This is a genomic window from Pseudonocardia sp. Ae505_Ps2, from assembly GCF_001932425.1.
In the GTDB taxonomy this organism is placed as follows: domain Bacteria; phylum Actinomycetota; class Actinomycetes; order Mycobacteriales; family Pseudonocardiaceae; genus Pseudonocardia.
On the sequence record NZ_MCIP01000001.1, the window covers coordinates 564,005 to 589,161 of the forward strand.

At 74.5% G+C, this 25,157-nt stretch carries 22 protein-coding genes and 2 pseudogenes; 10 read left to right on the top strand and 14 right to left on the bottom strand.

The window, feature by feature from the left end:
* Positions 1–16 precede the first annotated feature (16 nt).
* From Ae505Ps2_RS02475 to Ae505Ps2_RS02485, 3 genes are read left to right on the top strand one after another with little or no spacing between them, the layout of a single operon-like run.
* Complete coding sequence (locus Ae505Ps2_RS02475) at positions 17–820, top strand: purine-nucleoside phosphorylase (RefSeq protein WP_075310278.1); 804 nt, start codon at positions 17–19, stop codon at positions 818–820.
* Positions 820–2,439 carry a phospho-sugar mutase gene (locus Ae505Ps2_RS02480; protein ID WP_075310276.1) on the top strand — a complete coding sequence of 540 codons (1,620 nt, stop codon included), beginning with the start codon at positions 820–822 and terminating at the stop codon, positions 2,437–2,439. The genes Ae505Ps2_RS02475 and Ae505Ps2_RS02480 overlap by 1 nt, the downstream gene beginning before the upstream one ends.
* A complete protein-coding gene (locus tag Ae505Ps2_RS02485; RefSeq protein ID WP_075310274.1) occupies positions 2,436–2,897 on the top strand; it encodes an NAD(P)H-dependent oxidoreductase in 462 nt (153 codons plus the stop codon). Before Ae505Ps2_RS02480 ends, Ae505Ps2_RS02485 begins: the two co-directional genes overlap by 4 nt.
* A gap of 6 nt (positions 2,898–2,903) precedes the next feature.
* On the opposite strand, the gene Ae505Ps2_RS02490 is transcribed toward Ae505Ps2_RS02485, so the two are convergent.
* A complete protein-coding gene (locus tag Ae505Ps2_RS02490) occupies positions 2,904–3,653 on the bottom strand; it encodes a GDSL-type esterase/lipase family protein (protein WP_075310272.1) in 750 nt (249 codons plus the stop codon).
* A gap of 7 nt (positions 3,654–3,660) precedes the next feature.
* Positions 3,661–4,284 (bottom strand): uracil phosphoribosyltransferase, encoded by a 624-nt coding sequence (upp, locus tag Ae505Ps2_RS02495; RefSeq protein ID WP_020625437.1) that lies wholly within the window; start codon positions 4,282–4,284, stop codon positions 3,661–3,663.
* 523 nt (positions 4,285–4,807) lie between these two features.
* On the opposite strand from upp, the gene Ae505Ps2_RS02500 reads away from it, so the two are divergent.
* Positions 4,808–5,044, top strand: a complete 237-nt coding sequence (locus Ae505Ps2_RS02500; protein WP_010230125.1) for a hypothetical protein — start codon at positions 4,808–4,810, stop codon at positions 5,042–5,044.
* An 85-nt stretch (positions 5,045–5,129) separates the two neighbouring features.
* Complete coding sequence (locus Ae505Ps2_RS02505; protein ID WP_075310270.1) at positions 5,130–6,392, top strand: primosomal protein; 1,263 nt, start codon at positions 5,130–5,132, stop codon at positions 6,390–6,392.
* Here the strand turns inward: Ae505Ps2_RS02505 and Ae505Ps2_RS02510 are convergent.
* Entirely contained in the window at positions 6,389–7,492 is a 1,104-nt protein-coding gene (locus tag Ae505Ps2_RS02510; protein ID WP_020625439.1) for an adenosine deaminase, read from the bottom strand. The two genes, Ae505Ps2_RS02505 and Ae505Ps2_RS02510, sit on opposite strands and share 4 nt — an antisense overlap.
* Before the next feature lie 186 nt (positions 7,493–7,678).
* On the opposite strand from Ae505Ps2_RS02510, the gene Ae505Ps2_RS02515 reads away from it, so the two are divergent.
* Entirely contained in the window at positions 7,679–9,004 is a 1,326-nt protein-coding gene (locus Ae505Ps2_RS02515) for a hypothetical protein (protein ID WP_075310268.1), read from the top strand.
* Between the two features lie 273 nt (positions 9,005–9,277).
* Here the strand turns inward: Ae505Ps2_RS02515 and murJ are convergent, their stop codons facing one another.
* On the bottom strand, positions 9,278–11,263 hold the full coding sequence (gene murJ / locus Ae505Ps2_RS02520; RefSeq protein WP_075553382.1) for a murein biosynthesis integral membrane protein MurJ: 1,986 nt from the start codon (positions 11,261–11,263) through the stop codon (positions 9,278–9,280).
* Between the two features lie 247 nt (positions 11,264–11,510).
* Here murJ and Ae505Ps2_RS02525 point away from each other — a divergent pair, with 247 nt between their 5' ends.
* Positions 11,511–12,335 (top strand): enoyl-CoA hydratase/isomerase family protein, encoded by an 825-nt coding sequence (locus Ae505Ps2_RS02525; RefSeq protein WP_075310264.1) that lies wholly within the window; start codon positions 11,511–11,513, stop codon positions 12,333–12,335.
* A gap of 58 nt (positions 12,336–12,393) precedes the next feature.
* Here Ae505Ps2_RS02525 and Ae505Ps2_RS02530 read toward each other — a convergent pair whose 3' ends face one another.
* The 6 genes and pseudogenes from Ae505Ps2_RS02530 to Ae505Ps2_RS02555 form a co-directional block, all read right to left on the bottom strand.
* On the bottom strand, positions 12,394–13,680 hold the full coding sequence (locus tag Ae505Ps2_RS02530) for a thymidine phosphorylase (protein WP_075333874.1): 1,287 nt from the start codon (positions 13,678–13,680) through the stop codon (positions 12,394–12,396).
* Positions 13,677–14,078 carry a cytidine deaminase gene (locus tag Ae505Ps2_RS02535; protein ID WP_060714343.1) on the bottom strand — a complete coding sequence of 134 codons (402 nt, stop codon included), beginning with the start codon at positions 14,076–14,078 and terminating at the stop codon, positions 13,677–13,679. The genes Ae505Ps2_RS02530 and Ae505Ps2_RS02535 overlap by 4 nt, the downstream gene beginning before the upstream one ends.
* 39 nt (positions 14,079–14,117) lie before the next feature.
* A complete protein-coding gene (locus Ae505Ps2_RS02540) occupies positions 14,118–15,353 on the bottom strand; it encodes an ABC transporter permease (protein ID WP_075333875.1) in 1,236 nt (411 codons plus the stop codon).
* Positions 15,350–16,429 carry an ABC transporter permease gene (locus Ae505Ps2_RS02545; RefSeq protein ID WP_020627201.1) on the bottom strand — a complete coding sequence of 360 codons (1,080 nt, stop codon included), beginning with the start codon at positions 16,427–16,429 and terminating at the stop codon, positions 15,350–15,352. The genes Ae505Ps2_RS02540 and Ae505Ps2_RS02545 overlap by 4 nt, the downstream gene beginning before the upstream one ends.
* Positions 16,426–17,935, bottom strand: a pseudogene (locus Ae505Ps2_RS02550) (ABC transporter ATP-binding protein); the annotation flags it as partial. The pseudogene Ae505Ps2_RS02550 and the gene Ae505Ps2_RS02545, both read right to left, overlap by 4 nt.
* A complete protein-coding gene (locus tag Ae505Ps2_RS02555; protein ID WP_083695272.1) occupies positions 17,934–19,082 on the bottom strand; it encodes a BMP family ABC transporter substrate-binding protein in 1,149 nt (382 codons plus the stop codon). The pseudogene Ae505Ps2_RS02550 and the gene Ae505Ps2_RS02555, both read right to left, overlap by 2 nt.
* 193 nt (positions 19,083–19,275) lie before the next feature.
* Between Ae505Ps2_RS02555 and Ae505Ps2_RS33040 the strand changes: the two are divergent.
* From Ae505Ps2_RS33040 to Ae505Ps2_RS02565, 3 genes and pseudogenes are all read left to right on the top strand, one after another.
* Positions 19,276–19,329: pseudogene (locus Ae505Ps2_RS33040) on the top strand (SRPBCC family protein); the annotation flags it as partial.
* 82 nt (positions 19,330–19,411) lie between these two features.
* Positions 19,412–19,726, top strand: a complete 315-nt coding sequence (locus tag Ae505Ps2_RS02560; RefSeq protein ID WP_249265404.1) for an SRPBCC family protein — start codon at positions 19,412–19,414, stop codon at positions 19,724–19,726.
* Positions 19,727–19,947: 221 nt separating this feature from the next.
* Positions 19,948–21,273, top strand: coding sequence for a serine hydrolase (locus tag Ae505Ps2_RS02565; protein ID WP_075310256.1), 1,326 nt, complete (start codon positions 19,948–19,950; stop codon positions 21,271–21,273).
* A 317-nt stretch (positions 21,274–21,590) separates the two neighbouring features.
* Here Ae505Ps2_RS02565 and yhjD read toward each other — a convergent pair whose 3' ends face one another.
* The 4 genes from yhjD to Ae505Ps2_RS02585 all read right to left on the bottom strand — a co-directional run bounded on the left by yhjD (position 21,591) and on the right by Ae505Ps2_RS02585 (position 25,062).
* Positions 21,591–22,655 carry an inner membrane protein YhjD gene (gene yhjD / locus Ae505Ps2_RS02570; protein ID WP_083696184.1) on the bottom strand — a complete coding sequence of 355 codons (1,065 nt, stop codon included), beginning with the start codon at positions 22,653–22,655 and terminating at the stop codon, positions 21,591–21,593.
* Positions 22,656–22,698: 43 nt separating this feature from the next.
* The gene (gene trpS, locus Ae505Ps2_RS02575) at positions 22,699–23,712 is read right to left on the bottom strand and encodes a tryptophan--tRNA ligase (protein WP_075310254.1); all 1,014 of its coding nucleotides are present in this window, start codon (positions 23,710–23,712) and stop codon (positions 22,699–22,701) included.
* 25 nt (positions 23,713–23,737) lie between these two features.
* Positions 23,738–24,649, bottom strand: a complete 912-nt coding sequence (locus Ae505Ps2_RS02580) for a winged helix-turn-helix transcriptional regulator (protein ID WP_139318926.1) — start codon at positions 24,647–24,649, stop codon at positions 23,738–23,740.
* Between the two features lie 197 nt (positions 24,650–24,846).
* A complete protein-coding gene (locus tag Ae505Ps2_RS02585; protein WP_075310250.1) occupies positions 24,847–25,062 on the bottom strand; it encodes a hypothetical protein in 216 nt (71 codons plus the stop codon).
* Positions 25,063–25,157 lie beyond the last annotated feature (95 nt).

The window sequence follows — 25,157 nt, forward strand, 5'->3', positions numbered from 1 at the left end:
CCCTAGGCTGGCGCCCATGGCCGACACCGCCGACCCCACCGCTCGCGCCCACGACGCCGCCGCCGAGCTCGCCCGCCGCACCGGCACCGACACCCACGACGTGGCGGTGGTCCTGGGCTCCGGCTGGCGCCCGGCCGCCGACGTGCTCGGCACCCCCGACGCCGAGGTCCCGATGGCCGAGCTGCCCGGCTTCGTCGCGCCGTCCGCGGTCGGCCACGGCGGCACCGCCCGCTCGCTGCGCATCGGTGACACCCGGGTGCTGGTCCTGCTCGGGCGCACCCACCTCTACGAGGGCCACGGGATGGACCCGGTCGCGCACGGCGTCCGCACCGCCGCGGCGGCCGGTGTCCGCACGGTCGTGCTGACCAACGCGGCGGGCGGCATCACCGAGGGCCTGTCGGTCGGGCAGCCGGTGCTGATCGCCGACCACCTCAACCTCCTCGCCCGCTCGCCGCTGCAGGGCGCGCACTTCGTCGACCTCACCGACGCCTACTCCCCCCGGCTGCGCGCCGCCGCCCGCGAGCTGGACCCGTCGCTGGTCGAGGGCGTCTACGCCGGGCTGCCCGGCCCGCACTTCGAGACCCCGGCCGAGATCCGGATGCTGCGCACGCTGGGCGCGGACCTGGTCGGCATGTCCACCGTCGCCGAGACGATCGCCGCCCGCGCCGCCGGCCTGGAGGTCGCCGGGATCTCGCTGGTCACCAACCTGGCCGCGGGCCTGTCCGGGCAGCCGCTGAACCACCAGGAGGTCCTCGACGCCGGCGCCGCCGCTGCGACCCGGATGGGCTCGCTGCTGCGCGACCTCGTCGGCCGCGTCTGATGGTGCTCCCGGGACCGCTGCGCGACGCGGCGCTGCGCTGGATCGCCGACGACCCCGACCCGGCCACCCGCACGGAGCTGCAGCGCGTCCTGGCCACCGCGATGGCCGGGGGCGACGGCGCCAGGGAGGCGGTCGACGACCTGGCCGACCGGCTGTCCGGGCCGCTGCGCTTCGGCACCGCCGGGCTGCGCGGGCCGGTGCGGGCCGGGCCGTCGGGGATGAACGTCGCCGTCGTGACCCGGGCGACCGCAGGGCTCGCCGCCCACCTGGCCCGGACCGCGGGCACCGGCCGGGTCGTCGTCGGCCGGGACGCCCGGCACGGGTCCGCCGCGTTCGCCGAGGCCACCGCCCGCGTGCTGACCGGCGCCGGGTTCACCGTGACCCTGCTGGACGGCCCCGTCCCCACCCCGCTGGTGGCGTTCGCGGTGCGGCACCTCGGCGCGGTCGCCGGGATCGCCGTGACCGCCTCGCACAACCCGCCCGCGGACAACGGCTACAAGGTCTACCTCGCCGACGGCGCGCAGCTCGTGGGCCCCGACGACGCCGCCATCGAGGAGGCGATCACCGCCGCACCGCCCGCGGTGTCGGTCCCGCTCGGTCCGCTGCCGGACCCGGCGGAGGTCACCGGCGCCTACCTCGACCGGATCGCGACGCTGCCGGCGAACACCGGGTCGCCCGCGCCGCGGATCGCGCTCACCCCGATGCACGGGGTCGGCGGCGCGACCGCGGTCGCCGCGCTCGCCAGGGCCGGGGTGCACGACGTCGCCGTCGTCGCGAGCCAGGCCGTGCCCGACCCCGACTTCCCGACGGTCGCCTTCCCGAACCCGGAGGAGCCCGGCGCCACCGACGCGCTGCTCGCGCTGGCCGCCGAGAGCGGCGCGGACCTCGCCGTCGCGCTGGACCCGGACGCGGACCGGTGCGCGCTCGGCGTCGCCTTCGGTGACGGCTGGCGGATGCTGTCCGGCGACGAGACCGGCGTGCTGCTCGGCGACCACCTGCTGCGGACCGGGACCACGCCGGACCCGCTGGTCGCGACGACCGTGGTGTCGTCGTCGATGCTCGCCCGCATCGCCCGGGCCCGCGGGGCCCGGTTCGCCGAGACCCTCACCGGCTTCAAGTGGATCGTGCGGGCCGGTGCCGGGCTGGTCTTCGGCTACGAGGAGGCGATCGGGCTCTGCGTCGACCCCGACGGCGTCCGGGACAAGGACGGCATCTCCGCCGCCGTCGTCGCCGCGGACCTGGTGCGCGGGCTCGCCGCGGCCGGGTCGTCGGTGCCACGGCGGCTCGACGAGCTGGCCGCGGAGTTCGGCGTGCACGCCACCCGGGGCGTCTCGATCCGGATGGCCCCCGCCGAGCGCGACGCCGCCGTCGCCCGGCTGCGCGCCGCGCCCCCGGCCGGTTGGGAGGCCGACCGCCCGGCCCCCGACGTGCTGCGGCTGCGCCGCCCCGGGACCCGGGTGGTGATCCGCCCGTCGGGGACCGAGCCGAAGCTCAAGGCCTACCTGGAGGTCGCCCTGGACCCCACCGGCGACGTGGCCGCGGTGCCGGCGTCGCGGGCCGTCGCCGCGGAGCGCCTGGCCGCGGTGCGCGCCGAGGTCGACGGGATGCTCGCCGAATGAGCGCCCGCCTGCTCCTGGTCCACCACACCCCGTCCCCCGCGACCGCGGAGCTGCTCGCCGAGGTCCGCGCGGGAGCGGCCGACCCGGACATCACCGGGGTCGAGGTCGTCGCACGCGCCGCCCTGGCCGCGACGGCGAGCGACCTGCTCGCCGCCGACGCCGTCGTCCTCGGGACGCCGGCGAACATCGGCTACATGTCCGGCGCGCTCAAGCACTTCCTCGACCAGGTCTTCTACGTCTGCGCCGACGACACCCGCGGCCTGCCCTACGGGCTGTGGGTGCACGGCGGCTCGGACACCTCGGGTGCGACCCGCTCGGTGACGACGATCGCCGAGGCGATGGGCTGGACCGCGGCGGCCGTGCCGGTCGAGGTCGCCGGCCCCCCGGACGCCGCCGCCCGGGCCGCGTGCCGCGAGCTGGGCGCCGTCGTGGCCGCGACCGTCATGCCGGAGGACTGACCCCGGTCACCGGCGCCCGGTGGCGGGCCGGACCCCGAGGTGCGCCTCGATCCGGTCGGCCCACATCGACGCGATCGTGCGGTAGGCGTCCGGTCCGGCGTGCAGGCCGTCCGCGGTCCGCCCGGCGGGGAACAGGGCGGCGGTGTCCACGAACTCCACCGAGTGGCCCGCCGCCCGGTGCGCCGCGGCGACGCGGGGCAGGTACTCGGCCAGCCGCGCCCGCTCGGCCCGCTGCTTCGGCAGCGGTGCCCACACCCCGGCCATGATCACGTGGGTGTGCGGTGCGGCCGCGAACACGCGGTCCAGCAACCGGTCCAGGCTCGCCGCCGTCGCCCGTGCGCCGGCCCCCTGCAGCAGGTCGTTGGTGCCGGCGTGCAGCAGCACGACGTCCGGCTGCGCGGCCAGCACCCAGCCACCCGTCATCGGCACCATCCGGGCCGCCGTCCAGCCGGAGCGGCCCTCGTGGTCGGTGTCGGGCAGCGCGTCCGGGCCGGAGCTGCGGGAGCCGACGTAGTCGACGCGGACGCCGTCGGCAGCGAGGCGCTGCCACAGCGGGAGGCGGTAGCCGGCCGTCGCCGGACTCCCCACCCCGACCGTCGACGACGCGCCCAGCGGCATCACCCGCACCACCCCGGGATCGTCGACGGCGGCGGGCACCTCGACGTCCTCCGGCCGGTCCGCCGCGGGCAGCGCGGACAGCGCGACCGCCACCACCGCCGCCACGACCCCGGTGAGGACGCGCCGGGAGGGCCTCACGGCCGGCTCAGACCGCGCCGAACTGGCGGTCCCCGGCGTCGCCGAGGCCGGGGACGATGAACGCGGAGTCGTTGAGCCGTTCGTCGATGCTGGCGGTCACCATCCGGACCGGCAGCCCGGACGCGCGCAGCCGCTCCACCCCCTCCGGCGCGGACAGCGCGCAGAGGATCGTCACGTCGTCGGCGCCGCGGCGGGTTAGGAGCTCCACGGTGTGCACCATCGAACCGCCGGTGGCCAGCATCGGGTCGAGCACGAACACCGGCCGGCCGACGAGGCTGTCGGGGAGCGACTCCATGTAGGGCACCGGCTGGTGGGTCGTCTCGTCGCGGGCCATGCCGACGAAGCCCATCTGCGAGTCCGGGATCAGGTTCAGCGCGGCCTCGGCCATCCCCAGCCCGGCCCGCAGCACCGGGACCAGCACCGGCGGGACGGCGAGCCGGTGGCCGACCGTCCGCGAGACCGGGGTGTGGATCCGGTCCTCGGTGAGCGGCGCCGCGCGGGTGGCCTCGTAGACCAGCATCAGGGTGAGCTCGCGCAACGCCGCCCGGAAGGTGGCGTTGTCGGTGCGGGCGTCCCGCATGGTGCTGAGCCGGGCCCGCACGAGCGGGTGGTCGACGACGATCGTGTCCACGGGCGCACAGCCTACGGCGGTCCGGCCCCCGGGAGATCCCCCGTGCGGAGGCGCCCGGCCCACCGATCCGGTGCCGTCACCCGCTGCGGGCGGACCCCGCCCGCCGGGACGCGCCGCGCATCCTGCGACGATGCCGTCCCGTGACCGGAAGGACACCGGGACGTCATCCACGAACGTTGACACTGGTTCGTGTCACGGTTCACGAAGCGTGAGAAGCAGCCGCTCACCGACGAGTGACGCCAGAACCGGCCGGATGCACCCTCTCGTCCTGCCGGGTGAGGCCGGGGACACCCTCGCAGACCTTGCGTGACAGCCGATCTCCGCACCGACCCGTGATCACCAACGGTGTCCGGCCGAGCACGTCTCGTTCCCCGGATCGCGTGACCGACCGCGAGGAGTGCCACGATCAGCACACGGGGTCGCCGATCTCGCGATTCACCTGACCCGAACGGGTGGTATGGCCGAAACGGTGTCACATCGAGGGCACCGCCGACGCTGTACTAGACAACAAGGAGGTGATCCGATGCCGGAGAACACGACTTCCGAGGAGCAGACGTTGATCGCTGCTGCCGAGAAGCTCACGCAGTGCGACGGATACGTCGTTCTGGCGGTGGACCCGCAGACCGGGGAGGTGGACGCACACGGCCCGTTCGACGGGATGACGGCGACCATCAAGGCCGATCAGCTGCGCCGCGACTTCGACCGGGGTGGACTCGAGGACGTGTCCATCGGAGTGGTCCGACTGCACTCCCAGGCCTGACCCCGCAGGACCGTGATCCGCCGGGCCGGCGACACCCGAGGTGGTGGGACCGGCCGGCGGAAGGACGCGACGATAGGCTCGCCCCGTGGCAAGCGACATCGTCCCGATCCGGCTCGCTCTCACCCGGGGCGACGTGGTCACCCTGTGGGCTCCCCCCTGGCGCGAGGACGGCGAGGAGTGGGAAGCCTTCCTCGGCGACGACGAGCACGTGTTCGTCTTCGACGAGGTGGCCGGTCTCGCCGCGTTCGTCCGGACCGCGCCCGAGCACGACCTGGTCGACCACCCCGCGTGGTCCGCGGTCCCCGGTCTCGCGGTCGCCGAGCTGACCCCCGACGCCGTGCACCGGTACGACCTGGTGGGTCTGCCGGAGCTGGCCGCCGCCGACCCCGACGCGGCGACCGTGCAGGAGCTGCACGAGACCGTCTCGATCGTCCGGTCGCTGGCCGACGTCTGCGACCTCACCGACGTGATCGCCGCGCTCGACGGCGAGCCCACGTTCGCGCTGCTGCGCGAGGGCGAGCAGGCCTTCGCCGGGCGTGACGGGGCCCGGCGCTGGACCGCGCTGTCCGAGGCGATCGCGACGCACTGGGACGGGATCGTGGACGCCGTCGACGACCTCGTCGCCACTCCGGAGATCGACGCCGGCGCGCTGGACAAGGCGCGGGCCGAGGAGCAGGAGCTCCGCGACCGCCTCGCCGAGCAGCCCCTCGACGACGACGAGGCCCTCGAGGCCGCCGCGCTCGCCGCGGGCACCGACGACGCCGACGCCGCCGAGGACGAGCCGACCGGCTTCTGGGCCGAGGTCGGCATCGACCCGATCCGCATCGAGATCGGCGACCGCTCCGTGGTCAGCCTGCGCTGCTACCTCGACGACAAGCCGGTCTTCCTCGGCTCCGACGGCCGGATCGACGTGTTCGACTCCGAGCGCGCGCTGTTCCGGGCGCTGGCCGACCGGGAGCACCCCGCCGTCACCGGGACCGACCTGACCGCGGCCGTCACCTTCGCCGAGGTGCTCGACGCGGCCGCCGTCGGCGAGCTCGACGGCGGCGTCGAGGACATGAACACCTACGTGCTGACCGGGATCGGCCAGGACCTCGCCGACGGCGTGCTCGACCTCGACCCGGTCCAGCTCGACCTGGCCACGGAGCTGCTGACCGACGTCGGCGAGTGGGCCGGGGACCCCGAGCCCGCCGAGGCCCTCGCCGAGTCCAGCAGCCTCGGCTGGCTCGTGTCGTTCGTCGTGCGGCCGGACCCGACCCGGATGGCACCCAGCCCGCCGTTCACCCAGGAGGCGCAGGCCTGGGGCGAGCTCGTCGCCGGGCTCGAGGCCCGGCTGCGGGAGCACTAACGGGACAGGGCGTCGTACCCGGGCTTGATGACGTCCTCGATCAGCGCCAGCCGCTCGTCGAAGCCGATGAACGCCGACTTCATCGCGTTGACGGTGAACCAGCGCAGGGTGTCCCAGCCGTAGCCGAAGGTCTCGGCCAGGTCGTACATCTCGCTGGTCATCGTGCAGCCCGACATCAGCCGGTTGTCGGTGTTGACCGTGACCCGGAACCGCAGCGCGGTGAGCAGCCCGATCGGGTGCTCGGCCAGCGACGTCGCGGCCCCGGTGTGGACGTTCGACGTCGGGCACATCTCCAGCGGGATCCGGCTGTCGCGGACCCAGGCGGCCAGCCGGCCCAGGCGCGGCGGCTCGCCCTCGCGGACCTCGATGTCGTCGACGATCCGCACGCCGTGGCCGAGGCGGTCGGCGCCGCACCACTGGATCGCCTCCCAGATCGACGGCAGCCCGAACGCCTCACCGGCGTGGATGGTCACGTGCGCGTTCTGCTGGCGGACGTACTCGAAGGCGTCGAGATGGCGGGTGGGTGGGAAGCCCTTCTCGGCGCCGGCGATGTCGAAGCCGACGACGCCGGCGTCGCGGTGCCGAACCGCCAGCTCCGCGATCTCCCGCGACCGCGCGGCGTGCCGCATCGCGGTGAGCAGGGTGCCGATCCGGATGGTGTTGCCGGCCGCCGCGGCGCGGGCGGTGCCGATCCGGAACCCGTCGAGGACGGCGGCGATGACGGTGTCGAGGTCCAGGCCGCCCTCGACGTGCAGCTCGGGGGCGAAGCGGACCTCGGCGTAGACGACGCCGTCGGCGGCCAGGTCCTCGGCGGCCTCGGCCGCCACCCGGGTCAGTGCCTCGCGGGTCTGGAGCACCGCGACGGTGTGCCCGAAGGTCTCGAGGTAGCGGACCAGCGAGCCGGAGTGGGCGGCGCCGAGGAACCAGGCCGCGAGCTCGCCGGGGTCGGTGGTGGGGAGCTTGTCGTAGCCGTACTCGCGGGCCAGGTCGATGACGGTCCCGACGCGCAGGCCGCCGTCGAGATGGTCGTGCAGGAGCACCTTGGGAGCGCGGCGGACGGTGTCGGGGGTGACCGGGGCGGGACCGGTGGGATCTGCCACTCGCGCACCGTACCGAGCGGCGTGGCGCGCGACGACCGGCGCCCGGACCTGCCATGATCGGCACTCGATCCGGGCGCGGAGACATGCCCCGGACGGCTCAACACAACACCGTCCGTCGACCCTCGTCCGGCGGTCGCTACCCTCTGGGCACTCCCCACTTGGCTCAGAGGAAGCGCAGCAGGTGCCATGAGCGACACTTCGAACCTCTCGTTCGACCGGATGCGCGGCATGCTCATGCGGGCGGCCGAGATCCGTGACAGCGAACAGCAGCAGATCTTCGACTCCCTCGACGAGATCCACGCCCGGCTGGCGGCCCTGGACGCCATCGGCACCGTGCGCAAGAAACTCACCGAGCTCCCCGACCGGACCGAGCTGAACGTCCTGGCCGAGCGCCTCGACGAGACGGTCTCCAAGCTCGACAACACCGAGATCGTGCTCGGCGCGATCACCCGGGCCATCGAGTCCCTGCCGGACAAGCTGGCCAAGCCGATCGCCCAGCTCGACGGGCGGCTGGACGGCATGGGTGGGCGCCTCGAGGGCGTCTCGGGCCGGATGGACGGCCTGGACGACCGCCTGGGCGGCCTGCACAAGCGCCTCGACGACCTCGACAACCGGCTCGACCGGCACGAGATGCGGCTCGACGCGATGCCCAACGCCGTCGCCTCCCCGATCAAGGAGCGCATCGACGGCGTCGAGCGTCAGGTGCGCGAGCAGCTCGACGCGGCCGTGCACTCCTTCGAGGAGACCGGCGAGGGCCTGCGCAACCTGCTGGGCGACACCTCGGTGGGCCTGCACCGCCGCCTGGAGGACCTGGCCCAGCGCCCGGCCGTCGACCCGACCCCCGCGTTCGACGCCCTCACCGAGCGGCTGGAGGCCCTCTCCGCCCGTCTGGAGGAGGTCGGCACGCGGCTCGACTCGGTCGAGTCCGGGCTGGACGGCAAGCTGACCGACCTGGACGGGTCGGTCAAGGAGCGGGTCGGCAAGCTCGGCGGGTCCCTCAAGGACCGCCTGGGCGAGCTCGACGGCTCGGTCACCGAGCGGCTGACGTCGCTGTCGGAGGCCGTGGACGGCCGGTTCGACGCGCTCGGCGAGAGCGTCGACGGGAAGCTCGACAAGCTCACCGGCGACGTCGACACCCGCCTCGACAAGCTGACCGGGGAGGTCGACACCCGCCTGGAGAAGCTGACGGGCGACGTCTCCACGCTCTCCGCCGGCGTCGACGACCGGCTGGCCGGCATCGACACGGTGCTGCGCGACCGGCCGGACACCGGCGCGGTCACCGACCTGGTCACCAAGGCCAACGCCGAGTCCGAGCGCCGCAACGCCAGCCAGCTCGACGAGGCCATGGCGACCTTCGCGGAGCTGATCATGGGCCGGGGTGGGCAGTACGCCCAGCAGGCCCCGCCGCCCCCGCCCCGCCCGGCCCAGCGCCGTGGGCGAGCGAAGGTCGCGGTGAAGAGCCAGAACGGTGCCTCCGCCGCCGACCTGGTCGGCGACGACCCGGACGACTGAGCCCGCGCGCCGTCCGCGCGCACGACGACCACGGCGACGCCGCGTCCCGCTCCGGGGCGCGGCGTCGCCGCGTCCGGCCCCGGCATCCCCGCCGGGCTCTTCTCTGTCCCCCGGCCTGGATCTCGGCCCCGCCCGGCACCCGGCCCCGCGCCACGGCCGTAGGCGCACCGGAGGGACGCGGCGGGGGACGTACTGGAGAGGACGCGCCGGGGACATGCCCGGGACACGCGCGCCGGGGACGAGGGCGCGCCGGGGAACGGGTGCCGCCCCGGGTCAGCGGCGGGCGAAGCGCCGGAAGACGGCGTCGAGTTCCCGGACCCTCAGCACCTGCATCGCGACCACGGCCAGGGGCAGGGCGATCAGCGTGCCCCCGACCAGCAGCGTCCAGGCCCGGGCGACGTCCGGCCAGTCCGCGAGCGCCGGGTCCACGAGCCGCGTGATCCCCCAGGCGACGACGGCCGCGGCGGCCGAGGCGAGGGCCACCCTCGCCAGGCAGGCCAGCACCTCACCGGAGCGGGCCCGGCCGAGGCGACGACGCAGCAGCCACTGCCCGAGCGCGGCACCGCCGACGAACGAGAGCCCGTTCGCCGCGGCGAGGCCGAGCACGACCTGCTCCGGCGGGAGCAGCAGCGGGCACGCCAGCAGCAGCGGGATCTTGACCCCGACCATGCCGACCTGGATCAGGGTCGGGGTGCGGGAGTCGGTCATCGCGTAGAACACGCGCATCTGCAGCATGGTGACCGCGTAGGGCAGGAGCCCGAACGCCGACCATGCGACGGCCTGGCCGAGGCGTTCCGCCCCGGCCCCGCTGCCCGCGCCGACGGAGAACAGCGCGGTGCCCAGGGCCGGGCCGAACGCCGTCATGACGGCCGCGATCGGCACGAGCCCGACGGTGGACAGGCGGGCGCCGAGCGAGCGATCGGTGACGACCTGGTCGACGTCGCCCTTCGCCGCGGCCCGGCTCATCCGCGGCATGAGCGCGGTCAGCAGCGACACGCCGAGCACGCCGTAGGGGACCTGGAGCAGCAGCCACGCGTTCATGTAGGTCGCGACCGACCCCTCGGACGCCGAGGCGGCGACCCGGGTGGTCACGATGTAGCCGGCCTGCCCGACCAGCACGTAGGCGACGATCCACAGGGCCATCCCGCCGGCCAGCGACAACCGCGGGTCCCAGCCCCACACCGGGCGGTAGCGGAACCCGATGCTGCGCATGAAGGGGATCAGGACCAGCGCCTGCACGACGATGCCGAGCGTCGTCCCGATGCCCAGCACCAGCAGCTTCGGGTCGCCCATCCGGACCGGGTCGACCGAGATCTCCCCCGGCACGAGGACGTAGACCACGAGCACGCCCAGCATGACGACGTTGTTGAGCACCGGCGCCCAGGCGAACGGCCCGAACACCTGCTTCGAGTTGAGGACCGCGCCGAGCAGCGCACCGATGCCGTAGAAGAAGATCTGCGGCAACAGCAACCAGGCGAACGCCGTGGCCAGCGCCGGGTTGGCCTGCCCGTTGTCCCCCGAACCGAGGTAGAGCCTGGTCAGCAGCGGGGCGGCGGCCATCGCGATCAGGGTCGCGACCAGCAACGCCGCCCCGACGACGGTCAGCAGCCGCCGGGTGAACCGTTCGCCGCCGTCGGCGTCCTCGGACTGGGCGCGGACCAGCACCGGGATCATCACGCTGGTCAGGACCCCGCCGAGCAGCAGCTCGTAGACGATGTTCGGCAGCGTGTTCGAGATCGTGTAGGAGTCGTTGACGACCGCGAAGCCCAACACCGCGACCAGCGCGAGGTTCCGGACGAAGCCGGTGATCCTGCTGACCAGGCTCGCGATCGCGATCATGCCGGAGGAGCGGACGAGCGACCCGGTGCGCTCCGTCCCGCCGGACGGCGTCGAGGCGGCGGAGCCGTCCGCGGATGTCCCCGGGACCGGTGCCCCGCCCCCGGGGGCGTCCCCGGTCGACGCGGTGCCGTTCGACGACGTTCCCGGGCCCACGGCGGCGCCGTTCAGGGGCGCCGGGGGCCGGCCACCCGTCGGTCCGGCAGGAGAGCTCGGGTCGGCGACCGGTCCCAGTGGGGTCGTCGGCTCCCCCGGGTCGGGGACCCGGCCGGATCCGAGCGGACGGGTCACCTCGGCGGCGCCCTCGGGAGGCGTCCGCGGGGTCCGTCGGGGGTCCGCGCCCATCACCGGTCGGGGCAGCGGCTCGTGCCGTACCACCGCGGGGTGGGGCGCCCGCTCCGCCGCTCGTCGGTCCTCACGCATCGTGGTCCATCGTGCCGGATCGGAATCGTCGTGCCGACGCCCGCCCGGTCCCGTGCCGTCCTGCGCCGTCCTGTGCCGTCCCGTCCTGGGCCGTCGTGTGCCGTCGTGTGCCGTCCTGGGCCGTCACCCACCGGTGGGCGCACCCGCCCGGCGGCACGGCGCAGCCGCGGGCGTGTCGCGGCCCACGCGAGGCGGCCGGAGGCGGGCCGGGGCCGCACCGTGCGTCGCCGCGACGCAGGATGGCCCGGTGACCACTCCCGCACCCGCCGCCCCCGTCCGTGTCGAGCGCGACGGCGACGTCGCCGTCGTCCTCGACCGTCCGCCGCTCAACCTCTTCGACGAGTCCGTCTTCGCCGGGTTCGAGCGGGCCGTGGCCGAGCTGGTCGCGCTGACCGCGCCCGGCCGCGCCGACCGCGCCCGCGCCGTGCTCCTGGAGGCCCGCGGCCGCGTGGTGTCGGCCGGGGTGCAGGTGGAGACGTTCCGCGACATCGCCGAGGGCCCCGACCCGGTCGGGGAGGGCACCGCGCTGTGGGCCCGGCTGATCCGGCTCGCCCAGACCCTGGAGGACCTGCCCGTACCGACGGTGTTCGCCGCGCACGGCCTGACCCTGACCGCCGCCTTCGAGCTGGCCCTGGCCTGCGACCTGATCGTCGCCGCCGAGCAGGCGTCGTTCGGGCTGGTCGAGATCGTCGTCGGGCTCACGCCCTCGATGGGCGGCCCGCAGCGGCTCGCCGAGCGCGCCGGCCCCACCCGGGCGAAGGAGCTGGTGTTCGGCGGTGAGCGGTATCCGGCCGCTCGGCTGGAGCAGTGGGGCGTGGTCAACCGGGTGCTGCCCGACGAGGGGTTCGCCGAGGCCGCCCGGGAGTACGCGCGTCGTCTCGCCGCGGGCCCGACGGTCGCGCACGCCGCCACCAAGCAGCTCGTGTCGACCGCGGTGCGCGACGGCGTCCGCGCCGCCGACGCGGTACTGCCCCAGGTCTCCGGGCCGCTGTTCGCGAGCGAGGACCTGCGCGGTGCGGTGGCCTCGTTCCTCGCCGACGGTCCCGGACGGGCGACCTACCGGGGTCGGTGACGCCCGCCCGGGAGACCCGGCCGCCGTCCGGGGACCGCACGACGCCCGGCCGGGCGGGTCAGCCGCCCCGGCGGACGTCCAGCACCAGGTCCCGCTCCGGCGGCGGGTCCGCGGTGATCAGCAGCGCCGCGCCGGCGAGCAGCCGCCGGGCCGCCGGGAGCCGGTCGGCGTCGTCGGTGTGCAGCTCGGCCAGCGGTGTCCCGGCGCGGACCTCGTCGCCGGGGCCGACCAGCAGCCGGACCCCGGCCCCGGCCTGCACCGGGTCCTCCTTGCGGGCGCGCCCGGCCCCGAGCTTCCAGGCCGCGGTGCCCACGGCGAGCGCGTCGGCACCGGTGAAGGTGCCGGACCGCTCGGCGACGACCGTCTCGACGTGCGCGGCCACCGGCAGCGGCGCGGACGGGTCACCGCCCTGCGCGGCGATCATCCGCTCCCACACGTCGTGGGCGGCGCCCGAGGCGAGCACCGCGGCCGGGTCCGCGTCGGGCAGACCGGCGAGGGCGAGCATCTCGGTGGCCAGCGCGACGGTGAGCGACACGAGGTCGGCGGGCCCCCCGCCACGCAGCACCTCGACCGACTCGGCGACCTCCAGGGCGTTGCCCACGCAGCGGCCCAGCGGGCGGGACATGTCGGTGAGCAGCGCGGTGGTCGGCAGGCCGTGGGCGGCGCCGATCGCGGTCATCGTGTCGGCGAGCTCCCCGGCGCGCGGCAGGGTCTTCATGAACGCCCCGGACCCGACCTTCACGTCGAGGACCAGCCCGCCGGTGCCCTCGGCGAGCTTCTTGCTCATGATCGAGCTGGCGATCAGCGGGACGGACTCGACGGTGCCGGTGACGTCGCGCAGCGCGTAGAGCCGCCGGTCGGCGGGGGCGAGCGTCGGCGTCGTCGCGCAGACGACCGCGCCGACCTCGCGGAGCTGCTCGGCGATCTCGTCGGTGGTCAGCGACGCGCGCCAGCCGGGGATGGCCTCCAGCTTGTCCAGGGTGCCGCCGGTGTGGCCGAGCCCGCGCCCGGACAGCTGCGGCACCGCGGCCCCGCAGGCCGCGACGAGCGGCGCCAGCGGCAGCGTGATCTTGTCGCCGACGCCACCGGTGGAGTGCTTGTCGACCAGCGGGCGTCCGACGTCGCCGAAGTCGAGGACCTCACCGGAGTCGATCATCGCCTGGGTCCAGTGCGCGATCTCGCCGGGCTCCATGCCGTTGAGCAGGATCGCCATGGCCAGCGCGGCCATCTGCTCGTCGGCGACCTCACCGCGGGTGTAGGCGTCGACCACCCAGTCGATCTGGGCCTTCGACAGCGTGCGGCAGTCGCGCTTGGCGGCGATGACCTCGACCGCGGAGAAGCTCACGGCAGGTCCTCCGGGCCGAACGCGTCGGGCAGCACCTCGGTGAACGGCAGCACCCCGCGCGGGGTGTCGCAGAGCAGGGTGGCGCCGCCGAACTCGTGGAGCACCTGGCGGCAGCGGCCGCAGGGCATGAGCAGGTCGCCGTCGCCGGAGCGGCAGGCGACCGCGAGCAGCCGCCCGCCGCCGGACAGGCGCAGCTGCCCGGCGAGGGTCACCTCGGCGCAGACGCCGAGGCCGTAGGAGGCGTTCTCGACGTTGCAGCCGGTGACGACCCGCCCGTCGTCGACGAGCGCGGCCGCGCCGACGTGCAGCCGGGAGTAGGGCGCGTAGGCCCAGGCCGCGGCCTGCACCGCGGCGGCCCGCAGGGCGTCCCAGTCCGGGACGGGCGCGTCGGGCCGCATCATGTCCGCGCCCGCTCCGGACGGTCCCCCACCTGCCATCTAGCGTCCTTCCCCGCGCCGGTACGGCTCGCCGAGCCGGGCCGGTGGCCGTAGTCGTTGCGAGGCCGCCGCGAGCACGATCAGCGTCACCAGCTGCGGGGCGTAGGAGGCGAACTCGCTCGGCACGGTGTCGACCGACCAGTAGATCGCGTACACCAGCAGCCCCGCGACGAGCGCGACGGCGGCGGCGGTCCACATCCGGCGGATCGCCCACAGCACCGCGACGACGACCGCGACCAGCGTCGCGCCGTAGAGCAGCGCGTGCACCGCCTCGCCCCCGGCACGCAGCTGCAGGCCGTCGACGTAGCCGAACAGCGCCGAGCCGACGAGCAGCCCGGCCGGCCGCCAGTTGCCGAAGATCATCGCGGCGAGACCGATGTACCCGCGGCCGCCGACCTGGTTCTCCAGGTAGCCGAGCTGGCCGGGGTTGAGCACCAGCGCCGCGCCACCGAGCCCGGCGAGCGCGCCGGAGATCGTGACGGCGACGTACTTGTGCAGCACGACGTTGACACCGAGCGACTCCGCGGCCACCGGCGACTCGCCCGCACTGCGCAGCCGCAGCCCGAACGCCGTCCGCCACAGCACGAGGTAGCTCACCGGGACCAGCGCGACCCCGATGATCAGGATCGGCGTCAGACCGGTGACCAGCCCGGACAGCAGCCCGGCGAGGTCGGAGACGAACACCCGTTGCTGGGCCTGCAGCGCCGCGAGGCCGTCGGAGACCCCGGGGATCGAGAACTCGGTGAACCCCTGCAGCCGCGGGGACTGGCGCGGGTTCTGCGAGACCGGCGTGAACACCAGCGTGGCCAGGTACTTCGTCAGGCCAGTGCCGAGCAGGGTGATCGCGACGCCGGAGACGATGTGGTTGACGTTGAACGTCACCGTCGCGACGGCGTGCAGCAGCCCGCCGAGCGCGCCGAACACCAGCCCGCCGAGCATCGCCGCCCACGGGCCCCACTGGTAGCCGGCCCAGGCCGCGCCCCAGGTGCCGAGCACCATCATGCCCTCGAGGCCGATGTTGATGATCCCGGCGCGTTCGGCCCAGAGGCCGCCCAGGCCGGCGAGCAGGATCGGCAGCCCGAGCCGGACCGCGGCGGACGCGGTGCCGCCGGAGGTCAGCTGGGTCTGGCCGGTCAGCGTCACCGTGATCGCCAGGACCGCGACGAGCGCGGCCGCGATCAGCGCCGACCGGGCCCAGCCGGGCAGGGTCCGCGCACGTTCTCCGACCGCGGTCACGACGACACCTCCGCGGGTTGCGGTGCGGGAGCCGCGGCGGCGACCCGCCGTTGCTCGGCCCGCCGCTCGACCCGGCGGACGATCTCGTAGGCGACGACCACCGACAGCACGATCAGGCCCTGCATGATCAGCACGATCTCCCGCGGGATGCCGACGACGTCGAGCGCCACCGCGGACTTGTCCAGGAACGCCCACAGCAGCGCGCCCAGCGCGATGCCGACGGGGTGGTTGCGTCCCAGCAGCGCGATCGCGATGCCGGTGAAGCCGTAGCCCTGCGGCGAGGACAGCGTGTAGGCGTGGTCGCGCCCGAGCAGCTCGGGCAGCCCGACCAGCCCGGCGACGGCGCCGGAGAGCAGCAGCGCGACGACGATCGTGCGGCGCGCGTTCACCCCGCCGGTCGCGGCGGCCGTCGCCGACTCGCCCGAGGCGCGCAGCTCGAAACCGAACCGGGTGCGCCCGAGCAGGAACCAGTAGCCCACGCCCAGCGCGGCGGCGACGAACACCATCCCGAAGATCTCGCCGTTGCCGACCCCGATGCCGGGGAACCAGCCCGACTCCGGGATCGGCGGGGTGGTGATGTTGTTGCCCCGCAGCTCGCCGAAGGTCTCGGCGCGGATCAGGTAGGCGATCAGCCCCGTGGCGATCGCGTTCAGCATGATCGTCGAGATGACCTCGGAGACCCCGCGGTAGGCCTTGAGCAGCGCCGGGATCGCGACCCAGGCCGCACCGGTCAGCAGCGCCACCACCATGATCAGCACGGTGTGCAGGACCGGCGGGAGCGCCACCGTCCCGCCGACGATCGCGGCGACGCAGGCGGCGACCCGGAACTGGCCCTCCACACCGATGTTGAACAGCCGCATCTGGAAGCCGATCGCGACGGCCAGCGCGGCGAGGTAGTAGACGGCGGCGGAGTTCACGGTGTCCACGACGACCGTGCCCGACCCGACCTGCCCGAGGATGGTCGTGACCGCCGTCCACGGCGACGCCCCGCTGATCACCAGCGCGACCCCGCACAGCAGGGCGGCGACCGCGATCGCCAGTACGGGCGCGACGACGGCGCCCCGCAGCCGGCTCACGTGGCTGCTCCGGTCATCTTGGTACCCAGCTCCTCGGGGGTCACGGTCGCGGGATCGGCGGTGCCGACCAGCCGCCCGCCGGAGATGACGGCGAGGGTGTCGGACAGGCCGATCAGCTCGTCCAGGTCGGCCGAGACCAGCAGCACCGCGAGCCCGGCGGCCCTGGCCCGACGCAGCTCGGCCCAGATCCCGGCCTGCGCGCCCACGTCGACGCCACGGGTCGGGTGGGCCGCGATGAGCAGCACCGGGTCGCCGGACAGCTCCCGTCCGACGACGAGCTTCTGCTGGTTGCCGCCGGACAGCGCGGCGGCCATGACGTCGATGCCGGGGGTGCGGACGTCGAAGTCGCGCACGATCCGCTCGGTGTCGGTGCGCGCGGCGGCGGTGTCCAGCAGCCCGCGCCGGGCGATCGGCGGCCGGGACTGGAACCCGAGGATCCGGTTCGCCCACAGCGGCTGCTCGCCGAGCAGGGCGTGGCGGGACCGGTCCTCGGGGACGTAGCCGATGCCGGCCTCGCGGCGGGACATCGTCGACGCCGCCGAGATGTCGGTGCCGTTGAGCAGCACCCGGCCACGGGCGTGCCTGCGCATGCCCATGACCGTCTCGACGAGCTCGGTCTGGCCGTTGCCCTCGACGCCGGCGATGCCCAGCACCTCACCGGCGTGCACGACGAGGTCGACGCCGTCGAGCAGGTCGCGGCCGCCGTCCGGGCTCGGCAGCCCCAGCCCCTCGACGCGCAGCACCTCCCGGTCGGTCACGGTCGAGTCGCGGGTCTCCGGCGAGGGCAGCTCCGAGCCGACCATCATCTCCGCCAGCTCGCGGTTGGTGACGGTCCGCGGGTCCGCGGTGCCCACCGTGCGGCCGCGCCGGATCACGGTGATCCGGTCGGCGACCGCGCGGACCTCGTCGAGCTTGTGCGAGATGAACAGGAACGTGTAGCCGTCGCCCTGCATCGCGCGCACGGTCGCGAACAGCTCGTCGACCTCCTGCGGGACCAGCACCGCGGTCGGCTCGTCGAGGATCACCGTGCGGGCACCGCGGTAGAGCACCTTGAGGATCTCGATGCGCTGCCGGTCTGCGACGCCGAGGTGCTCGACGAGCGCGTCCTGCCGGGCGGCGAGCCCGACCGTCGCGGACAGCTCGGCGATCCGCGCGCGGGCCGCCTTCCCGATGCCGTGCAGGCGCTCGGCACCGAGCAGCACGTTCTCGGCGACCGTCAGGTTGTCGGCCAGCATGAAGTGCTGGTGGACCATCCCGATCCCCGCGGCGATGGCGTCGGCGGGGCTGCGGAAGTGCGTGTCCGTCCCGTCGACGACGATCGTGCCCTCGTCGGGCGTCTGCATCCCGTAGAGGATCTTCATCAGGGTCGACTTGCCGGCCCCGTTCTCGCCGCAGAGGGCGTGGACCTCACCGTGGGTGACGGTGAGGTCCACGCCGTCGTTCGCGACGACGCCGGGGAACCGCTTGGTGATCCCGCGCAGTTCGACCGCGTGGCGCTCCTCGGTCACTTCGTGGACTTGACGTCGATCTGTCCGGCGATGATCGCGGCCTTGTACGCCTCGAGCTGCGGGACGATGTCGTCGACCTGGCCACCGGAGGTGGAGTAGCCGACACCGTTGTTGGCGAGGTCGAACCGCGCCGGGAGCTGGGCGACCGTGTTGCCCGCGACCGCGTTGACGTAGTCGTAGACCGCCACGTCGACCCGCTTGATCATCGACGTCATGATCGTGTCGCGGACCTGGGTCAGCTGCGGCGAGTTGTACTGGTCGGAGTCGACGCCGATCGCCTTCTTCTGCGCGGTCTGCGCGGCGGCGAAGACACCCTGGTTCGACTGGCCCGCCGCGGCGAAGGAGATGTCGGCACCGCCGTCGTACTGGCCGGAGGCGATCTCGGTGGCGCGGGTGGCGTCGTTGAAGCCGGTGAAGTCACCCGCCGGGGAGATGTAGGCCGACTCGACGTCGATGCTCGGCGCGACGGCCTTGGCGCCCTGCGCGTAGCCGGCGTCGAACTTCTGGATCAGCGGGTTGTCGACGCCGCCGATGAACCCGACCTTGCAGGTCGAGGTCTTCAGCGCCGCCGCGGCACCGACCAGGAACGAGCCCTGCTCCTCGGCGAAGACCAGCGGCTTGACGTTCGGCAGCTCCACCGTGTCGTCGTCGACGATGGCGAACTGGACGTTCGGGAACTCGGTCGCGACGGTCTTCACGCCGGTGGCGTAGTTGAAGCCGACCGCGATGATCGGGTTGAACCCGCTCTGGGCGAGCTGGCGCAGGCGGTTGGTGCCGGCGTCCTCGCTCTCGCCCGCCTGGGCGGTGGCCTCACGCGTGTTGGCCTTCTGCAGGCCCAGCTCGGCGACGGCGCGGTCGAGCCCGGCGGCAGCAGCGTCGTTGAACGAGGCGTCGCCGCGGCCGCCGATGTCGTAGGCGAGCCCGACCTTCAGCCTGCTCGCGTCCGCCTTCGGGGCCTCCGGCGCCGGCTGGGCCGACGCGGCCGGGACCGACGGCGGCGCGACGCGCTCGCACTCCCCGGCCTGGGCCCCGCCGCCCCCGCCCGTGTCGCGCGCGCACCCCGCGAGCGTGAGTGCCGCCGCGGCCACGAGCGCGATCGCGGTCGCGTACCGGCCCCTGCCTCCGATGCGCTGGTTGATCCGCACGAGGTGTCCTCCCCCTCCGGCGCCACCGGTCGGCGGCGCGTGTCCGGACGGGACCGTAACTGCTGGACAACGGTTTCGGCAGAACTCGAAACACGGCCGTGACGCGGAATCGTCGAGCGGTTGACGGACGGTACCGTCCGCGCACCCGGACGATCTTGTACCGGGAGGTGACCGCTGTCGTCGAGGAGGACCGATGGATCGCGCGGAACGTACGGTGCAGGCGCCGCCGGAGCGGGTGTGGGAGCTGGTCTCCGACATCACCCGGGCGGGTGAGTGGAGCCCGGAGGCCACCGGGGGGGCGGTGGCGGGGCGACGCGACCGGGCCCGCGGTGGGTGCGCGATTCACCGGCGGCAACCGGCACGGCCGGATCCGCTGGTCGACGCACTGCCGGGTCACCGAGTGCGAGCCGCCGCACCGGTTCACCTTCGTCGTGACCGAGTCGCGGACGGCCTGGGGCTGGATCCTGGAGCCTGCGGGCGACGGGGCGACGACCGTCGTCGCCTGGCGGGAGAAGGTCGGCGAGGCGGCGCTGCCGGTACGGCTGCTGCAACGCAGCGGGATCCTGGGCCGGGACCGCGAGACCCTGATGCGCGACGGGCTGGAGCGCAGCCTGGACCGGGTCAAGGAGATCGTCGAGCAGTGACCCCTGACCACTGAGCACTGAGCTGGGCACTGAGCTGGGCACTGGGCTGGGCACTGGGCACGACCGGCGGCCGGGCATGATCGCCAGGAGTGGAGCGCGGGACGCAGTGCACTCGCCGGGGCGCTCCACTCCTGGCGATCATCGTCCGGAGGCCGCGGCGCGCAGTGCCGGTCCCCGGCGGTCCGGTGCGACGACGTGCGGCGGTGGGCCATGCTGCACCGGTGACCGCCTCCCCAGGACGTGCATGCCGTGCCACGCCGCTCGCGCTCCTCGTGGTGGTGCCGCTGCTCGTGGTGCTGACGCTGCTCGGACACCCCGGGACCGCGGCCGCCGCCTCCGGGACCGCGGCGGCCCCGAGCGGGGTGCCCGGCGCCGCGACGGTCACCGCGACAGCAGGATGTCCGGGCCAGGACGCCCCGCCCGGTCCGCCCGCTCGGGAGGAGACGGCGCCGGTCACCCCGCTGCCCGTGCCGTCGCCGGCGGTCGGCGGGCTCGACGGCTGCGGTGACGCCCACGCCGGGTCGGTGCCGCCCCCGCCCGTGGGGGTGGCGTCCTACGTGGTCGCCGATCTCGACTCCGGTGCCGTGCTCGCCGCCCGGGCCCCGCACGCGCGGGAACGTCCGGCGTCGACGATCAAGCTGCTGCTCGCGCTGGTCGTCGACGAGCGGCTGCCGATGGACCGGGTGGTCGTGGGCACCACCGAGGATGCGAACGTCGACGGCAGCCGGGCCGGGATCGGCCCCGGTGGGCGCTACACCGTCGACCAGCTGCTGCACGGGCTGCTGCTGTCCTCGGGCAACGACGCCGCGAACGCCCTGGCCCGCGAGCTGGGCGGCGTCCCGGCGACGCTGGCGGCGATGCGTGAGGAGGCCGCCGGCCTGGGTGCACTCGACACCCGCCCCGCGACGCCCGCCGGTCTCGACGGCCCGGGGATGTCCTCCTCGGCCTACGACCTGAGCCTGCTGCTGCGCGCCGCGTTGGAACGGCCGCGGATCGCGGCCGCGCTGACCACCCGGAACATCCCCTTCCCCGGGTTCGCCGACAAGCCCGGCTTCCTGCTCGGCAACGACGACCGGCTGCTCGGCACCCCCGGCTTCCTCGGCGGGAAGAACGGCTTCACCGACGCCGCCCGGCACACCTTCGTCGGCGCGATGGAGCGCGACGGGCGACGCCTGGTCGTCGCCGTGGTGCGCGGCGAGCAACGGCCGGTGCGGATGGTCGACCAGGCCCGGGCCCTGCTGGACTGGGGCTTCGGCGCCCCGGCCACCGGGATCGGGACGCTGGTCGAGCCCGGCACCACCGGTTCCGCCGACGGCTCGGGAACGACCCCGGGCGTCGCGGCCCCCGCCGGCGGTGCCGACGGCGCGACATCGGCGTCCGGAGGAGGCGCGGACGGGGCGACGGGGCGCACCGACGAGGCGACGACGGCCGACGCCCCGGATCCCGCGGGCGCCCCGCCGGTTCCGGCCGCGGTGCTGGTCGGCGGGGTCGCCGCGCTCGCCGGCGTCGGGGCGCTGGTGGCCGCGCGGCTGCGCCGGGGTCGTTGACCCGGGCCCGGACGACGATCTGCGGACGCACGGACCACCGCGGCGGCCTGGGGACTCTCCTCCACGCACCGTTCGCCGGCTGGACGTTCGTCGGGCCCCGCCCGGGATCCCACTCCTGATCTCCCCGGCACCCCGGGGCCGGGCGCGGGACGCGGGGGCGCCTGGTGCGTAGTCGCTTACCGGGTAAGCGAGTTCGTGGGGCCCCGTCCCCACAGCCCCGCGGACGACCCGCACGACGGCCACCGTGCCGCAGGCGGCGCCGCGCCCGAGCCGGCGCCGCACCGGTGAGCGCCGTCCGCGGTCAGCGCCCTACCCGGTCAGCGCCGTCGGCGCCCCAGGACCCGCAGGCCGAGCGCTCCACCGATCAGGCCCGCGGTCAGCAGGCCCGCCGAGGCCAGCGCGCCCGGACCGTCGCGGACGACGTACTGCGGCCGGATGATCGCCGGGGCGGGCAGGTCGCGGGGACCCTGGTCGTTCTCCTCGGCGCTGGCGGCCCAGGCGGTGACGAACAGCAGGAACCGGGAGGTGAAGAAGATGAAGATGAGCAGACCGAGGATCGACCCGAACGCGGCCCCGGCCGGTGAGGCGCCGATGGTCGCGAGGTAGACGACCATGACGCGCTGCAGGATGGCGAACCCGATCGCGCCGAGCAGCGCCGCCTTCACCGCGCTGCGCAGGGTGACGGGCTCGCGCGGGAGCCGCGCGATCACCCACAGGAAGACCAGCCAGTTCCCGCCGATGCCGACCAGGAACGACAGGACGCTGAGCAGGAACCGGGCCCAGCCCACGTCACCGAGACCGACCAGGCCGAGCAGCGACGAGCCGAGTGCCCCGGTCACCGAGGCGATCGCGAAGGACGCCACCAGGGCGAGCCCCAGACCGACCAGGGCGAGCAGGTCGAACGCGAGCCGCTTGATCATCGGTGGGGCTTCGTCGCGCTGACCCCACTGCTCGGTCAGCGCCTCGCGCAGGTTGCTCATCCAGCCGATGCCGGAGTACAGCGCACCGATCAGACCGACCGCGCCGATCGCGCCAGCGCGGTTGATCGCGGTGTCGACGACCTGCCCGAGCGTCTGGCCGAGGTCGCCGGGAGCGGCGCTGGTGATGCCGTCCCGCAGCTGCGCCACCAGATCCGGGTTCCCCCGCAGCACGAAACCGGCGATCGCGAAGCCCACCATCAGCAGCGGCACCAGCGCCAGGATCGAGAAGTAGGTGATCGCCGCGGCGTAGTGGTCGCCGTGGTTCTCGGTGTAGCGCTCCCCCGCCCGCACCAGGTGGTCCAGCCACGGATGCTTCTCCCGCTGGCGGTCGAGGAAGGTGTCGGTCTCCTCCTCGTCGGTCTCCAGCCGGTGCGCGATCGTGGCGGCGCGGTTCTCGGCCATCATTCCCCCGGTTCGGTGGTACTCCCCGCCCCGGGCGCGCGGCTCAGACGGGCGGGAGGAACCCGATCCTCTCGTGAACCGCGGCCAGTGTCGCGCCGGACACCTCACGCGCACGGGTGGCACCGCGGGCGAGCACCCGGTCGAGTTCGGCCGGGTCGGCCAGATAGCCGTTCACCTTCTCCGCGAACGGCTCCGCGAACGCGGCGACGATCTCGCCCAGGTCCTTCTTCAGGTCGCCGTAGCCGCGGCCGACGTACTCGGCCTCGACCTCGGCGACCTTCCGGTCGGTCATCGCCGCGTTGATGGTGAGCAGGTTCGCGATGCCCGGCTTGTTCTCCGGGTCGAAGCGGATCTCGCGCTCGTTGTCGGTGACCGCGGAGCGGATCTTCTTCGCCGAGGTCCGCGGCGGGTCGAGGAGCTCGACGATCCCGCTGGGCGACGACGCCGACTTGCTCATCTTCGCCGTCGGGTCCTGCAGGTCGTAGATCTTCGCCGTGGCCTGCGGGATGTGGGGCTCGGGCACCCGGAACGTCTCGCCGAACCGGTGGTTGAACCGCTGCGCGAGGTTGCGGGTCAGCTCCAGGTGCTGGCGCTGGTCCTCGCCGACCGGGACGCGGTCGGCCTGGTAGAGCAGGATGTCCGCGGCCTGCAGGATCGGGTAGGTGAACAGCCCGACCGTCGCCCGGTCGGTGCCCTGCTTGGCGGACTTGTCCTTGAACTGGGTCATCCGGCCGGCCTCGCCGAAGCCGGTGATGCACTCCAGGATCCAGGACAGCCGCGCGTGCTCCGGCACGTGCGACTGCACGAACAGCGTGCAGCGGTCCGGGTCGAGCCCCAGCCCGAGGAGCTGCGCGGCCGCGACCCGGGTCCGCCGGGCCAGCTCGGCCGGGTCGTGCTCCACCGTGATCGCGTGCAGGTCCACGACGCAGTAGAACGCCTCGTGGTCGTCCTGCAGGGCCACCCACTGCCGCAGCGCACCCAGGTAGTTGCCGAGGTGGAACGAGTCGGCCGTGGGCTGGATCCCGGACAGCACCCGGGGACGGTGGGCGTCGTTCATGCCCGCCATCGTTCCCTACCGTCGGTCATCTCGGGCGCACCGGGGACACCGGGGACACCGAGTCCCTGGCGAACGCCCGCCCGCACTGCTCGCAGTCCAGCCGCACACGGAGCGGCTGCCCGCAGGCCCGGTGGCGGATCGTGAAGTCGATCGGGGCGCCGTCCGCGCCGCACCAGCGGTGCGACCACTCGACCAGGCAGGCGTGGATCGGGAAGCAGGCGCGTCCCTTGTCGGTGAGGCGGTACTCGCCGTCGCCGCTGCGGCTGAGCACCCCGAGCCCGACGAAGCGGCGCAACCGGTCCGACAGCACCTCCGGGGAGATCGCCAGCTCGTGGGCGAAGCAGCTGAACGCCCGGACGCCGGTGAGTGCGGCGCCGATGACCGCGGCGCCCCACCGGTCGCCGATGATCTCCATGGCGCCGGGGAGGAAGGAGAGCGGGTCGGCGGGCAGCGTGCCGCGGGTGCGCCGCGGGTGCCGGCGGGCCAGCACATCCAGTCCCGGTGCCCACGGCTCGCGCTCGACCTCGGTGTCCCGCGGGCCGACCTCGCCGCCGCAGGTAGCGCAGCACACCCGCACCCGGGTGGGGCGCCCGCAGTCGCGGTGCACGATCTCGGGCAGCGGGACCTCGCGCGGGACCCAGGTCTTCTCCCAGTCCCAAGTGCAGATCAGCAGCTTCCAGATGTCCCCGCCGCGCTCGGTGAGGACGTAGCCGCGGCGCTCACGGCCGCCGTCGGCGTAGCTGCAGGTCTCGAGCAGGCCCGCCTCGACGAGCCCGCGCAGCCGCGCCGACAACGTCGCGTCGGAGATGTTGAGGGTCTCCCGCCACCCCGCGTACCGGCTGACCCCGAGGAACGCACGCTGGAGGATCAGCAGCGTCCAGGTGTCGGCGAGCAGGCCGAGACCGCGCCCGACGGCGCCCAGTTGCTGCGGCCGCACCCGCTCGCCTCCCTTGACCCCGGACTGCGCAAGATCGTACCGTTGTCTCACTCTGCCGATCGAAGTCGCACCCGGGTGTGTGACCGTCGGCGGGGTGGGCCGGATCCGGGGGGTCGGCCCACCGGCCGGGGCGGACGTCCTGCGGCAGCGCGGTGAGGGGGCTGCGTCAGCTGCGGGGCGTCGTCCCGGTCAGCACGTCACCCGTTCTCCCGGCTCCCCCGGCCGTTCTCCCGCTCCGGCTCCTCGGGCTGCGGGGCGGCCTCGTCCCCCACCGCCTCGGCCGTCACCGCCTCGACGCTCACGACGCCCTTGTCGAGGTCGATCGGGCCCAGCCGCCACTGCTGCCCGCCCTGCGCGGCGTCCGAGTCCTCGTGCATCCGCTTCCGCGGGAACATCTCTCCGAGCACACCCATGCCGCCACCGTACGGCGATCGGCGGCCGGGCCGGTCCCACGCGGCCGAGGGCGACGCGGGACCGGCCGGGCTCGAACCAGGCCCGGGCCGGAGTC